The sequence below is a fragment of the Methanothermobacter sp. KEPCO 2 genome, from assembly GCF_041228365.1.
In the GTDB taxonomy this organism is placed as follows: domain Archaea; phylum Methanobacteriota; class Methanobacteria; order Methanobacteriales; family Methanothermobacteraceae; genus Methanothermobacter; species Methanothermobacter marburgensis.
The window spans coordinates 1,171,875-1,185,109 of sequence record NZ_CP166185.1; the positions used below are offsets into that span (position 1 = coordinate 1,171,875).

Annotated in this window: 13 protein-coding genes; 4 read left to right on the top strand and 9 right to left on the bottom strand. The window is 47.9% G+C overall.

The window, feature by feature from the left end:
* Nucleotides 1-83: 83 nt before the first annotated feature.
* The 9 genes from mvhB to AB9H23_RS06190 all read right to left on the bottom strand — a co-directional run bounded on the left by mvhB (nt 84) and on the right by AB9H23_RS06190 (nt 8,902).
* Nucleotides 84-1,322, bottom strand: a complete 1,239-nt coding sequence (gene mvhB, locus AB9H23_RS06150) for a polyferredoxin protein MvhB (protein WP_370004523.1) — start codon at nt 1,320-1,322, stop codon at nt 84-86.
* 24 nt (nt 1,323-1,346) lie between these two features.
* Nucleotides 1,347-2,765, bottom strand: coding sequence for a F420-non-reducing hydrogenase subunit MvhA (gene mvhA, locus AB9H23_RS06155; RefSeq protein ID WP_370004524.1), 1,419 nt, complete (start codon nt 2,763-2,765; stop codon nt 1,347-1,349).
* Nucleotides 2,766-3,692, bottom strand: a complete 927-nt coding sequence (mvhG, locus tag AB9H23_RS06160; protein WP_321211098.1) for a F420-non-reducing hydrogenase subunit MvhG — start codon at nt 3,690-3,692, stop codon at nt 2,766-2,768.
* Between the two features lie 12 nt (nt 3,693-3,704).
* Nucleotides 3,705-4,130 carry a hydrogenase iron-sulfur subunit gene (locus AB9H23_RS06165; protein WP_013296309.1) on the bottom strand — a complete coding sequence of 142 codons (426 nt, stop codon included), beginning with the start codon at nt 4,128-4,130 and terminating at the stop codon, nt 3,705-3,707.
* 169 nt (nt 4,131-4,299) lie between these two features.
* Complete coding sequence (gene hmdC, locus AB9H23_RS06170; protein ID WP_370004525.1) at nt 4,300-5,817, bottom strand: 5,10-methenyltetrahydromethanopterin hydrogenase cofactor biosynthesis protein HmdC; 1,518 nt, start codon at nt 5,815-5,817, stop codon at nt 4,300-4,302.
* Nucleotides 5,818-5,934: 117 nt separating this feature from the next.
* Nucleotides 5,935-6,345, bottom strand: a complete 411-nt coding sequence (locus tag AB9H23_RS06175; RefSeq protein WP_370004526.1) for a hydrogenase iron-sulfur subunit — start codon at nt 6,343-6,345, stop codon at nt 5,935-5,937.
* Between the two features lie 10 nt (nt 6,346-6,355).
* Nucleotides 6,356-7,498 (bottom strand): Coenzyme F420 hydrogenase/dehydrogenase, beta subunit C-terminal domain, encoded by a 1,143-nt coding sequence (locus AB9H23_RS06180; RefSeq protein WP_370004527.1) that lies wholly within the window; start codon nt 7,496-7,498, stop codon nt 6,356-6,358.
* A gap of 2 nt (nt 7,499-7,500) precedes the next feature.
* Nucleotides 7,501-8,538 (bottom strand): formate dehydrogenase, encoded by a 1,038-nt coding sequence (locus AB9H23_RS06185; RefSeq protein WP_370004528.1) that lies wholly within the window; start codon nt 8,536-8,538, stop codon nt 7,501-7,503.
* A 4-nt stretch (nt 8,539-8,542) separates the two neighbouring features.
* Complete coding sequence (locus AB9H23_RS06190) at nt 8,543-8,902, bottom strand: hypothetical protein (protein ID WP_370004529.1); 360 nt, start codon at nt 8,900-8,902, stop codon at nt 8,543-8,545.
* Nucleotides 8,903-9,677: 775 nt separating this feature from the next.
* Between AB9H23_RS06190 and hmd the strand changes: the two genes are divergently transcribed.
* The 4 genes from hmd (at nt 9,678) to AB9H23_RS06210 (ending at nt 13,197) form a co-directional block, all read left to right on the top strand.
* A complete protein-coding gene (gene hmd, locus AB9H23_RS06195; RefSeq protein WP_370004530.1) occupies nt 9,678-10,712 on the top strand; it encodes a 5,10-methenyltetrahydromethanopterin hydrogenase in 1,035 nt (344 codons plus the stop codon).
* 100 nt (nt 10,713-10,812) lie between these two features.
* The gene (gene hmdB, locus AB9H23_RS06200; protein ID WP_370004531.1) at nt 10,813-11,841 is read left to right on the top strand and encodes a 5,10-methenyltetrahydromethanopterin hydrogenase cofactor biosynthesis protein HmdB; all 1,029 of its coding nucleotides are present in this window, start codon (nt 10,813-10,815) and stop codon (nt 11,839-11,841) included.
* A 118-nt stretch (nt 11,842-11,959) separates the two neighbouring features.
* Complete coding sequence (locus tag AB9H23_RS06205; RefSeq protein ID WP_370004532.1) at nt 11,960-12,433, top strand: DUF3236 domain-containing protein; 474 nt, start codon at nt 11,960-11,962, stop codon at nt 12,431-12,433.
* 2 nt (nt 12,434-12,435) lie between these two features.
* Nucleotides 12,436-13,197 carry an SAM-dependent methyltransferase HcgC family protein gene (locus tag AB9H23_RS06210; protein ID WP_370004533.1) on the top strand — a complete coding sequence of 254 codons (762 nt, stop codon included), beginning with the start codon at nt 12,436-12,438 and terminating at the stop codon, nt 13,195-13,197.
* The last annotated feature ends 38 nt before the right edge of the window (nt 13,198-13,235 follow it).

Genomic DNA, 13,235 nt, shown 5'->3' on the forward strand with positions numbered 1-13,235 from the left:
TTTTTCATAAAAATATTATTCTGAATAATAATATGTGGCATGTAAAGTCAGGGATAATCCTGAAAACAAAAAAAGAAGTGGGTTTATTTCAGTGACAGCGCACCATTTGGACAGGCGGGTATGCACTGGTCACATAGTATACAGAACCCTTTGAGTGGAACCTTCTCATCGGTGAGTTTCAGCATGTCGTATGGGCATGCCTCGATGCAGTCACCGCACTGGTCACAGAGGGCAGGGTTGTACTGGATCCTCTTCCTCTTGACAACCTCACCATCAATGACCTTGTCCATATCCACAAGGCTGAGGGCACCCTTTGGACAGGCCATGGTACATGCACCGCAGCGTGTACACATGGCGAAGGACGGTTCCTCATCCACCTTCTCATTGTCAGGGAGCTTCATGCCCTCCTTCGTTACAACCCTTATTGCATCGTTGGGGCAGATGTTGGCACATGCACCGATGAACTCACATTTTCCTTCATCCCAGACAAGACCCTCCTCACTTGCAGGTTTGGCGGGTCCGAGTTCCACCTCAAGGTCTATGGCATCCACTGGACAGAGCTGTTCACATAGTCCGCACGCTGTACAGATGGCTGGAAGTTCAACTGTAAGGTTTGATGACTTTGGAACTATGAAGTCACCGGGGCATGCTTCCACACAGGTGTTGCAGCCTATACATGCCTCCTCGTCCAGCTCGAATTTCTTGATTTCCTTGGCCCTCTTCTCTGGTTTTTTGCCTGAGATGTAGACGGCGTTCCATGGGCAGGTCTGTGCACAGACACCACACTTTATGCAGGTGTCCTCATCGATCTCTATGACTCCACCCACATTTTCAAGGGTTATGGCATCCACCGGGCATTCAGGGACACACATTCCACAGCCGACACAGTCGGCGATGAATATGGGTCCTTCGATTTCCAGTTCAACCTTCGCTGGTTCCTTGATGCCCTCAACGCCTATGACACCCACAGGGCAGATGTCAACGCACTTCTGGCACATGACACAGAAGCCCTGAAGCGGAATCTTCTTGACCTTCCCCCCGTCGAGTTTGAGGATCTGTGGAGGGCAGACCTCCACACAGTCCCCGCACTCGTTACATTTATCAGGGTTGAAGACTATCCTGCCCTGTGTGTTACCTGCCTCATCAACCACCAGGTCCTCAAGTTTGAGGGCGCCTGTTGGGCAGATATCAACACACTTTGGTTCTCCACCACAGATGTCACAGTAGATAACATCCTCCGGTGTTACCTCAATGGCTGCGGTAGGGCAGGTCCCCTGGCAGGCACCACACCTTATGCAGTCCTCTTTGTTGACAACTATCATTTTACCACCTTTACCCGGGTGAAATTAGATCCTTTTTACAAGGTCGCCTTCACTGTCGTATACTTCTAAGGTGGCAAGTCTCATCTGACTGTCAATGGTGTGTGTTGCGCAGGAGAGACATGGGTCGTATGCCCTTATGACCATCTCCATGAGGTTGAATATCTTATCATCCACTTCAACACCAGGTTTGATGTAGTCCTGGGCAACCTTCTGGATACCCATCTCCATGGCAGGGTTGTTCTGGATTGTTGCAACCACGATGTTTGCCTTGGTTATGAGGCCGTTCTCATCACAGGTGTAGTGGTGTGTGAGTGTTCCCCTGGGTGCCTCAACTATGCCCACACCGTCGCCTGCCTGCCTTTCAAGTGAATCAGGGAACTTCTCTCCTGATAGGTCTCCTTCAAGTGCATCGGCTGCACATTCAGCACATGCGAGGAGTTCTATGAGCCTTGCCCAGTGGTATAGTAGTGTCTGCTGTGCGTACCCAAAGTTGTCCTGGAACTCCTTGAAGTGTTCCTGTGCCTTTGGAGCTGCATCAGGCATCTTGTCTGCGACGTTGAGCCTTGAGAGTGGTGATACCCTGTATACACCGTCAGGGTAGCCGAGGTCCTTTATGTATGGGAATTTGAGCCAGGAGTATGGTTTAACGTGTTCAGCGATGGTGTCAGCGTAGTCTGCTGGTTTGAACTCCCTGAACATGTTTCCTTCCTTGTCCTTTATCCGTACTATACCATCGTAGACATCCCATACACCGTCCTTGACAAGACCTGTGTGGTAGGTCTCGATGTTGCCCAGTGAGTTCACGAGGTCAATGTTTTCCTCGAATATTGGAACTGCAAGTTCCAGGGTGGCCTCTGCCAGTTCAACGTTCCTCTGGGCCTTCTTGAGGAGGTCCTTCTGTGTTTCATCGTCCAGTTCTGTTGATATACCTCCTGGTGTTGAGGAGGTTGGGTGAATTGGCCTTCCGCCTGTGGCCCTGACGATTTCCAGAGCATTTTTACGTAACTCTATGGCCTGAAGAGCAACATCAGGTGCGTCCTTTATTATCTGGAAGACGTTCCTTGTCTTTCTGTCCTTACCTGCTATGAAGTCAGGGGCTGCAAGGAAGTAGAAGTGCAGGCCATGGGAGTGCATGTATGAGCCCCAGTTCATGAGCTCCCTCATCCTGTAGGCTGCAGGAAGGACATCATCTGGTTCAAAACCAAAGCAGGCGTCAACAGCCTTTGCGGCTGCCAGGTGGTGCTGCACGTCACAGATACCGCAGATCCTTGGAACTATCCTTGGGGCTTCCTCTATGGGTCTTCCCTGGAGGAATTTTTCGAATCCACGGAATTCCATAACATGGAGCCTTGTGTCCTCAACATTACCTGCATCATCGAGGTGTACGGTAATCTTGGCGTGACCTTCAATACGGGTCACAGGTTCCATTGTGAGTTTAACCATCTATTTACCCTCCTTCTTTATTTTCATTGGTATGAGTGCTGCTGGAAGTGTGAATGTGTAGAATGTTCCAACAATGTCATCCAGCTGTTCAGCCACTTCCTCTGGGTCGACGGTTTTGTCCTCCTCGACCTTGTAGTCAGAGGCTATGGCACTTATCATCTTGGCACCCTGGTCCTCGACACGTGCTGTTGGACCGTAGCAGCCACGGCATGGTATGGCTATGCTCGGGCACTCTGCACCGCAGATTGATATGGTTGCTGGGCCCATGCAGATGAGTCCCTGTGGTATGAGACAGAGGTCATCCTCTGGTTTACCAACCTCGAACTGCCTCTTTATGAAGTCCATTGCAAGGCCTTCTGGTGGTTTTTCCCTTGGGCAGACCTCACAGAGGTTTGTGCTTGGCAGTTCTATTTCTTCGCCCTTGAGGAGTGCGAGAACAACCTCGGCGACAACATCTGATCTTGGTGGGCATCCTGGAACTTCGAAGTCAACATCTATGACTTCACCCAGTGGCTTAACCCTTCCCTCAAGGTGTGGTACCTCTTCGGATGGGATGACGCCCTCTTCGTTTGGTGTTGTTATGGAGTTGATGTAGGCTTCCTCTATGACCTCATCCTTGTCCCAGAGGTTCCTGAGGCCTGGTATGCCGCCGTATACAGCACATGTACCGTAACTTATGACAAATTTGGCCTTTTCCCTGAGCTCCTCTGCAAATTCCCTGTTCTCATCGTTTACGATTCCGCCCTCGATGATAACAACATCGAGTTCAGGGATTTCATCGTATTTTGTGTCCATTAAAACAGGGCTGAATTCAAAGTCAGCAAGTTCCATGACATCCAGAAGTGCTTCGTGTAAGTCTGCAATGGACAGGTGGCACCCGGAGCATCCTCCAAGCCACATTGTTCCTATTTTTGCCTTTTCAGCCATTTAACATCCTCCTTATGCTTCAGCTAGCTGTTTTTTGATTGGTGATGGACCAAGGGCCCTTATCCTGTCAACCATCATCTTGACGGTTTCGGCGAATTTTTCACCCTCTGATGCGGATATCCAGTCGTGGTGGATCCTTTCCCTGCCAATTCCGAGTTCATCTGCCAGTTTGTAGATCAGTCTCATTCTCCTGTCGAGCTTGTAGTTTCCTGCGTCGTAGTGGCAGTCACCGTGGTGGCATCCTGTTACGAGAACACCGTCAGCGCCTTCCCTGAATGCCTTGAAAACAAACTGTGGCTCTATCCTTCCTGAGCACATCACACGGATAACCCTAATGTTTGTAGGGTACTGCATCCTTGCTGTTCCCGCAGTGTCCGCTCCACCGTAGGAACACCAGTTACAACAGAACATCACAATTTTTATGTCATCTTCAGCCATAGAGTTTCCTCCTTGCTTGGGTTGTACTTATAATTGTACTTGGTATATGGTTTAGGAGTGGCAAGTATAAAGGTTACTTATGAAACAATTTCGAAAATTTTATATATGTGGTTAAAATTTTTATTATTTTTAATACTGCCATCTCCCCATTAAACCGTTAATATGACGTTCATACAAGGGTCACTGCGTCTCTGAATTTCCCGGAAATTTTTGCAGCGATCTCCGGGATGGTTGTGGACACTATGGCTGAATCAGAATCCCTGTATGCATCGGCGTCACTGGAACCGCCACAGCGAACCTCGGTTTTAATTTCTGATCTGAGATTGTCCACGCTGACCCATTCAACCCACGGGTCACTGTCCACAAGTACGAATTCATCCACCATTCCATCAAGTTTCTTTGCAATCACCCAGGATACGAATCTTGCGCCGAAGATTGCCACTGTTCCATGTATGTCGCCGTTTCTGGTCATCTCAGCAAGCGTATCCACGTCCCTCTTTATCTTCACCCGTTCATAGAGTGGAGTTGATGGGAGGCAAGCCCAGTGGGCGTCACCCACATATGTATGCCCGATGGTTTCTGGATAGACATTCTCTGTTCCAGATACCTTCACTGCAGCTGCAAGGGCCTCAAGCTGGGGCTTCTGTACCGGCACTGGTGTGAGACCGGCCTTAACCTCATCCCTCATTATCTTGATAATCCTGGGAAGACCAAAGTTACCCCTTCTTGCTGTGCCGGGACTGTAACCACACATGTAACCATGATGGTTCTTTGGAAATCCTGTTATTATGGCATTAAGCCCTGACCTGAGTCCTATACGGCACTCGTCCTCATATGCGCCGTTGGTTGCAACTATTCTACCTGGTGTAAGGATCCTTGCTGCGGCAACAGCCCCTGCAAAGGCGTCAAGTCTGTCAGACGCAAGGTTGAAGGGGCCGCCCTCAAGTACGAATACATCGACGCCCATATCAAGTCCTGCCTCAAAGCCGGATATGAGGTCATCGTATCCGTCTCCAACGAACATTATGGCCTCAACACCCTTACCATGTTTCCTTGCAAGTTCAAGAACCTCCTGTGCCTCATCCAGGGGTGCTGCGTGGGTTTCAGCCCCCTGAACCGGTGTCAGGTTAACCGCCACAGAGGATGCGAGTTCAACCCATTCATCCCTGTCAGGCAAGCCCTCCCTTTCATTTTCAAGGAGTCTTGAATGTATTCTTTTGCGTGGACAGCCCTCAAATGGGGGCCCCTCAAGGTAACACTGTCCTCCGCATCCGGTTATTGACCGGGGAAACCTCATTGGGCCGTATCTTCCAAAGTGGTCAAGGTCCAGGGGGACCTCAGTGGTCTCCCGCACCTCCCTCATGAGGTCCACAGGCCTCATGCCATAGTTCTCGGCTATATCTGCAAATGCATAGGCACAGACGTGTATTGTTGCACCTATCGTGTCTGAAAGGATGCAGTTTCCAATAAGATCCGTCCTCTCAAGGTCAGATGCGCAGGTGCCAACAATGACCTCTGTGAGGTCACAGCCCAGGGGGAACCTCTTGAAGGTGGCCCCCAGTTTAATCTTATCCTCCATTGAAAGGTCAGAAATTGCATCCACCACAGCCGTGACATCCCTGTCCATTTTCATGATTTCCCATGCAGTTTCAGGATTATCCACTGCTTCCCTGATGATATCGTGCATATTGTTTCACCTTTATAGGTCACTGTGATTCACTATGAAGCGGCTGATGTTATAAATTTTGACAAAAATTATGGGTTAATAAAAACATGCGACCTTAACCCATAATTTTAATACCTGCTATTTTCCTGCCCTCTTCAGTGGTCCAAGGGATTTTATTGTTTCATAGAATTCCTGCATAGTTTTCTGAAACTTTTCACCCTCCGATGCCGATATCCACTCCCACCGGAATCTCTCCTTCTCTATGCCAAATTCAGGGAGTATGTCCTCAATGAACCGGGCTCTTCGTTTCCATTTGTAGTTTCCTGAATCATAGTGGCAGTCACCTATGTGGCATCCCCCAACAAAGACACCATCTGCACCCTCACGGAAGGCCTTGAGTATCATTGAGGCATTGACACGGCCAGAGCACATCACCCTTATGATACGGACGTTGGGAGGGTACTGCATCCTTGCTGTTCCCGCAGTGTCTGCTCCGCCATAGGAGCACCAGTTGCAGCAGAACCCGACTATCTTCGGCTCGAAACTCATCATATCACCTCTAATCCTTCTCCCCACTGTACATTGGGGGCAGTTCTTCGCTCACTCCTGCCATGAAGCCTGTTCTGTCACGGTATTTTTTCTGTATCCTGTGGTAGATCCTTGCAATGGGTATGTCCATGGGGCAGACATCCTCACACTGGCCGCAGTTTATGCAGCTGAAGCCCATGTGCGAGAGCCTCACCCCCTGGAATGTGAGGGGGTCCGGTGCCTTTTCATCTGACTCCTTGAGGTAGTCCTTCTCAAGTTCACATTCCCTGCAGAAGCATACTGGACAGGCGTCCCTGCATGCAAAGCAGTTGATGCATCGCTTCCAGTACTCATCCCATTCATCCAGTGAGGGGTATTCCTCCTCAAGGTATTTATCCTGAAACTTCCTGGCCATGCTGATCATTGCATTCTCAATCTTTTCCCTGATTTTTATCATCTTTTCAGGTGGTGTTTTAACCTCAATGTATCCACTGCTGCGGGCTCCTTCGATTATATCCTCACCCCTCTCAGTATTGACCTCTATGAAGGTCCATCCTTCCTCTGCGCCCCAGTTTCCGCAGGCTATGTCAGCGTTCCTGGGCACCATCATTTCGCAGCGCTGACAGTTTTCACGTCTTCCGAACCCCTCCTCCTCGAGGTAATCTATGGATATCTCCCTGTGAGTTCCATCTTTGAGTTCAACTATGAATTTACCCTTGTCGATCTCCTCCTTCACAACCTCGTCGGGGTCTATTTCATAGAAGGCCTCTATCATTTCCCTTGCAGAGACAGGGGACAGTGTGCCGCCACAGTTCAGGCCTATCTTATATATTCTATCAGGATCTATCTGGTGCCTCTTTTCGAGTTCCCTTATGGCCATTGCATCACAGGGTTTTACTGCCACAGCCAGCCTCATATCACTGAGATATGTGGATATGAGGTCCCCGAACATGGTTGGCGCGCAGTGAAGCGACCCGCATGTGGATACTATTCCATCTGAGTCTTCAAGGAGTACGGGTATACCGTCATAGATATCCTCGCCCCTTTCGAGTGTGAGCACTCCATCGACAATGTCACTATCAAGGAGGTACTTGAAGATGGCTGTAGCTGCTCCGCCACATTCTCCCCTTTCCCGGATTTCCTCATCCTTAGCTCTTGCAAGAAGGTATTTCATTTTTAATCACCCAGATTAGCCAGTATTCTGTCAAAGATTTCTCCATCAGTGAGAACCCCTTCTGGTTCCTTTAATGCAGGTTCAAGGTTCACAGTGTAGCCCGTTGCACTGGTGTATGAACCCGATTTTTCACACCATGCTGCAGTTGCAAGGAACATGTCAGGATCCAGGTCCCCTGTCCCTATTGACTGGAGAGCCAGGAAACCTGATGTCTCTGTATTTCCAGAAAAAACCGCGCCTGGATCAATTAACCATAGAAAATCTGTTTCAGGTATGTCACTGATGGGTGCCATGTGCTGCATAACACCCCTGGTGTTGAAGTCCTCAAAGATGGGGAGGATCTCAAATCCCATTTCAGATGAGAGCTGGATGACCTCTCCTATGATCCAGGGTGTTTCATGGGTGATGATTACAAGGGATCCCTCTGGAAGTTCTCTGAGACTGTCCACCAGGTCTGATGCCTGTGAAAACGTTGTGTGGGATGGTGTGTTCAGGGATGTCCTTGTGATCTCCCTGGTATCATAGGATCTGACATCAGCGCCGGATGCCATCGCATGGAATAGTCGCCTCCCGATGAGGGGGGCGCAATCTATAACATCACCTATGACCGCAATGTTATCCCTATCCTTTATTGTTCTTATGTCGATCTCAGGGTAATCAAATTTCGGGAAAACCGTTATTACACCAGATTTATCCGGTTCAACCCTCTCAACCAGTTTGCTCAGTCTGAAGGCTTCCTCATTTGTGAGTGTCCCCGTTGTTATAATGGATGATGGCATGGATGAGAGCATTTCTGCCAATTTCTGAAGGGCCTCATCCCAGTTCACCCCACTGAGCCTCCCTGATTTTTTAAGAGCTGGTGCTGTTAACCTTCCGCTCACAGGGATTTCATAGCATTCCCTGCCAATTCTGCAGGTTTTCCCCTCATTCACAGGGTGCCTCTTGTAGGGATAGGTCCCCACAGGGGAACCTTCCATCTCTATAATGTTCACACCACAACCTGCACTGCAGGACGGGCATACCGTGTGTTTCACCATCATTTTTCTACACCTCTAAATTTTTCACTTTTTTCTGGAATTCATCAATGCTTACAAGTTCATTCTGGACGCTGAGGGTCCTGTCACGGGTTATGTTGAATAATTCAACCATGATTTTAAGTCCAAAGTCAAGGAGGATTTCTGAAAGATTTCCAGGTAGTTTTTCAGAATCCTCCGGTACAACTTTCCCCTCTATTTTAAAATTTAGGGGTAGTCCTTTGAGGGATTCCACATAGAATGTGTATTCAACTGAATCCCTGCTAAAATGTGTGTAGTCAATTTTCCAGTCCATGTCAAGGCTCAGGGTACATGATCTTGGGTTTTTTTCAGGACGAAAAAGTCCAATTTTCTGAATCTGGATCTCCATGATTTCACCACAACCTCCGGTTTTATCGCGATTATCATAATAATGAGCTAACAAGTATTACATATATAAATGTTTCTAAAATGTAAAGGCTCTCTGAGGCCATTTAAAAGAATTATAACAGCTCAAAATTAGTTATTTTAATTTAAATGCAATATTAAATCCTTAAAAACCAAAAAAATTGTATCCAGATGTCTGTAAATCCGCAGTTAATATTTACGTCAGGAAATTCAATTCATAATAAACAAGTATTTTTTAATATTATAGTTAATGTGTACCTCAATTCTTCATAGGAGTGAGCAACACCACATTCACGGGTTAAGGGCAACATTCTACTGCTGCCCCATGGATTGAAGCCACGCAAAATCCAGATTTTGATATTAATATCTTAATAATTTTAATTATCTTCATATATAATGGGAGGTACCACCTGGTCTCAGGAATAGGGGGCTGAACATTGCTGATGACTTAAACCCTATATGAGGCATATAACCTCAGAGTGAAGCAGGCACCGGCCGGTGTAACTGTGACATGCAATACTGGATGCCGGAATATCTTCATGGTGCCCCCATGGTAATCCATGGTAATCCATGTCCCTGCTGACACTCTGCAAAGGGGGCATGGTATTAGATTTGCAAGATGCAGTGGTCACAGGCAGATGTAATTCAATTTATAAGCTTTTTGGTTTGAGAATTATCAAAAAATATATTTATAGCGGAAACCGATTAATTTGTACTACTAAATACATGAGTAGTATTACAGAAATGGAGTGATAGATATGAAACTTGCAATACTAGGTGCAGGATGTTACAGGACCCACGCGGCCAGTGGAATAACAAACTTTTCCAGGGCCTGTGAAGTCGCTGAAATGGTTGGAAAACCAGAAATAGCCATGACCCATTCCACAATAACAATGGGTGCAGAGCTAAAAGAACTTGCAGGTGTGGATGAAGTCGTGGTTGCAGACCCCGTCTTCGACAACCAGTTCACAGTAATAGACGACTTCGCCTACGAGGACGTCATAGAGGCCCACAAAGAGGACCCTGAAAAGATAATGCCACAGATAAGGGAAAAGGTCAACGAAGTTGCAAAGGAGCTCCCAAAACCACCAGAAGGTGCAATACACTTCACACACCCTGAAGACCTTGGATTCGAAATAACAACAGATGACAAAGAGGCCATCGCAGACGCAGACTTCGTGATGACCTGGTTCCCAAAGGGTGACATGCAGCCAGACATAATCAACAAGTTCATAGATGACCTGAAACCAGGCGCCATAGTCACCCATGCATGCACCATTCCAACCACAAAGTTCTACAAGATATTTGAAGAAAAACACGGCGACCTCGTAACCAAACCTGAAACACTCAACGTAACATCCTACCACCCAGGTGCCGTTCCTGAAATGAAGGGACAGGTGTACATTGCAGAGGGCTACGCCTCAGAGGAAGCCATAAACACACTATTTGAACTTGGACAGAAGGCAAGGGGTAACGCATACAGGCTACCAGCAGAACTCCTCGGACCTGTCTGCGACATGTGCTCAGCGCTCACAGCGATAACCTACGCAGGTATACTCTCCTACAGGGACTCAGTTACACAGGTACTCGGCGCACCAGCAGGTTTCGCACAGATGATGGCCAAGGAGTCCCTCGATCAGATAACAGCCCTCATGGAAAAGGTTGGAATAGACAAGATGGAGGAGCACCTCGACCCTGGTGCACTCCTGGGTACAGCTGACTCCATGAACTTCGGAGCATCAGCAGACATACTCCCAACCGTCTTTGAAATCCTCGAGAAGAGGAAGAAATAACTTGGGCACCAGCCCAAAAATTTATTTATTTTTTTAACCAACTGATTTATACTGATCCAACTGACTTTTATGTTCCCAAGCAGCTGAAACTGGTGTTAAATTGATGGATAAAATACTCAAAAAGGCGGCTGAGGGATACCCCCTCGATGATAACGAGATCATACAGTTATTCCAGATAGATGACCCGAAAGATTTTGCCCTTCTCATGGAAACAGCATTCAGCATCATGAAGGAGCACAGAGGGGTTATCAAACTCACATCCACCGTCCACATAACAAATATCTGCCAGGTGCGGCCAAGATGTGGCTACTGTGGCTTTGCCGCTGGAACATCACGTAATGGATACTACACTTCATTCTTCAAAACCGATGACGAGATCCTTGAAGCTGCCAGGATAATAGAGAAATCTGGAATACCCAGGGTCAGCTGCTCAGGAGCCCATGGATTCAACGGTGAACACGCCGTTAAGGCGGCGAAAATAGTGAAGGAGAACACCTCCCTTGAACTGCTCATAAACGTTGGATCCGACCTTAACAGGGCTTCAGTGGAGAAACTTGCGGATTATGGCACTGATACGGTATGCTGTAACCTTGAAACCGTCAACAGGGAACTTTTCAGGCGGGTTAAGCCAGGTGAGAAGATAGAAGACAGGATAAGAGTCTGTGAACTTGTATGTGAAAGTGGAATAGAATTATCAAGTGGTCTGCTTATAGGTCTTGGTGAGAGTTACACTGACCGCCTTGCCCACCTAAGGTTCCTTGGTGAATTTGAAACACTTGGAGAGATACCCATCATGGGATTCAACCCCTACCCCGGCACTCCCATGGAGAACCATCCACCCTGCCCGCTTGAGGAACAGATGAAGACAATAGCCATCACACGTATAATGTACCCGGATATAAGGATAACAGTCCCAACACCCACCATAGGTCCTGAAAATGTCCGCTTCTCCCTCATGGCAGGGGCGGATAACCTTGCAACGGTCATACCCGACGGTTACCCCCATGATGTTAAGGGGGTCGGGTCCCCAAGATATGGAAACCTCAACGATGTGCTGAGGGTTGTGGATGAACTGGGACTGAAGCCCCAGCTATCAGCAAACCCCGCGGCTGACGGGTTTGCGATCTGATTAATAGAAGGGGTTTAGTCAGATAGCCTGTGCATATCCTTAATCTTATCAATACAGTGGTCTGGTCTTTAATAGCCCTTGAATACCCTTGAGTCTTATCATATACAGTGGTGTGGTCATGTTGGAGGATATAATAGCCAGCGCATACATTGAATCTGCAGAGGATCGTCGCAGAGGAGACCGTGAGGATGAAGTTAAAGCAGTAAGGGACTATATAAGAGGCGCTCGAAGGACTGTTGTTCCAAACTGGAACCGTGAAAAGGTTGATGTGATAAACGAGGTCCTCAGGTCCTTCAACCTAACTGAGGCAGAGCACCTTCAGTTCAACACCAACTGGGCGGACCTCACAAGGATGCCGGCCATTACAAAGGCCCTCATGGCACTTGACATATCAGGGGCAGACCTTGTTATTGCCCGCGGACGGCTTGGGGTTCCGGGTTCTGGATCTCTCCTTGTGATCATGGACTCCAGGGGAAGGATCCTTTCAGCGGCCATGTCACCTCCACACGTTATACACAAAATGGGCGTTCAGGATGCCGTGAGATCCGAGATGATCCATGCCCTTGAGCGTATAGGCTTCAGCAGAGGATAAGAATGAAACACCATGAAACAGGCATAACAAGGACAGTTAAAACATTCTTCTCCACATACAGGGTACACGACATAATCAAGCACATATCCGCAGTCAAATCGGCCGCTGTTATCGAATGGCTCACTGAAATCGATATGAACCCTGAAAGCGCCCTTATAATTGGCTCATACTTCACGGGTGCAGCGATTGCAGGTTCACTTGACTGTGATGTGACCGTTGCAGATATAAACCCCCAGACACGTTTTATGCTTGGCGATGATGTGAATTTCCAGGAAGGCGTTATGGACCTCAGGGGTCACTGGGACCTCCTGGTTGATACAACTGGTCTTGGGGGTGTCACAGAGGATGAACTGGGGGGCATCACCGCAGACATATTCATAGTTGAGGACCCCACATCAGATGGCAGCGATGATAAGATAAGGAAATTCAACAGGACATGCGAAAGACTCCGAATGGTTGAATCTGAAATTTCAGGATCCCTCCACACCTATGGCATCGGAGCAAAGACCTCAGGTACAATGACACTCACAGTGGAGGTCATGCGGAGGTCTATGGCCGATGCACTTGAATTTGAAGGCGTACTCTATGCAACAGCAACCCTTGAATTCTTTGAGAGGATACTCTTTAAGGACAGGGACCCTGAGAGATTCCTGAGGCGTCTTGAATCGCCTGCCCTCGTGGTTTCATCACTTGAAGATCTGGACTGCGATGGGATCATAGAAGGGAACCTTGAGATGATAAAATCAAGGATAATTCCTGAATAACAGATGATACCTCTTTAGCCTCTTGAAGGTGATACAGA

What these genes read in the sequence shown, in the direction of transcription:
- mvhB (WP_370004523.1), bottom strand. Translation starts at nt 1,322, where the DNA reads ATGATAGTTGTCAACAAAGAGGACTGCATAAGGTGTGGTGCCTGCCAG.
- mvhA (WP_370004524.1), bottom strand. Translation starts at nt 2,765, where the DNA reads ATGGTTAAACTCACAATGGAACCTGTGACCCGTATTGAAGGTCACGCC.
- mvhG (WP_321211098.1), bottom strand. Translation starts at nt 3,692, where the DNA reads ATGGCTGAAAAGGCAAAAATAGGAACAATGTGGCTTGGAGGATGCTCC.
- AB9H23_RS06165 (WP_013296309.1), bottom strand. Translation starts at nt 4,130, where the DNA reads ATGGCTGAAGATGACATAAAAATTGTGATGTTCTGTTGTAACTGGTGT.
- hmdC (WP_370004525.1), bottom strand. Translation starts at nt 5,817, where the DNA reads ATGCACGATATCATCAGGGAAGCAGTGGATAATCCTGAAACTGCATGG.
- AB9H23_RS06175 (WP_370004526.1), bottom strand. Translation starts at nt 6,345, where the DNA reads ATGAGTTTCGAGCCGAAGATAGTCGGGTTCTGCTGCAACTGGTGCTCC.
- AB9H23_RS06180 (WP_370004527.1), bottom strand. Translation starts at nt 7,498, where the DNA reads ATGAAATACCTTCTTGCAAGAGCTAAGGATGAGGAAATCCGGGAAAGG.
- AB9H23_RS06185 (WP_370004528.1), bottom strand. Translation starts at nt 8,538, where the DNA reads ATGATGGTGAAACACACGGTATGCCCGTCCTGCAGTGCAGGTTGTGGT.
- AB9H23_RS06190 (WP_370004529.1), bottom strand. Translation starts at nt 8,902, where the DNA reads ATGGAGATCCAGATTCAGAAAATTGGACTTTTTCGTCCTGAAAAAAAC.
- hmd (WP_370004530.1), top strand. Translation starts at nt 9,678, where the DNA reads ATGAAACTTGCAATACTAGGTGCAGGATGTTACAGGACCCACGCGGCC.
- AB9H23_RS06205 (WP_370004532.1), top strand. Translation starts at nt 11,960, where the DNA reads ATGTTGGAGGATATAATAGCCAGCGCATACATTGAATCTGCAGAGGAT.
- AB9H23_RS06210 (WP_370004533.1), top strand. Translation starts at nt 12,436, where the DNA reads ATGAAACACCATGAAACAGGCATAACAAGGACAGTTAAAACATTCTTC.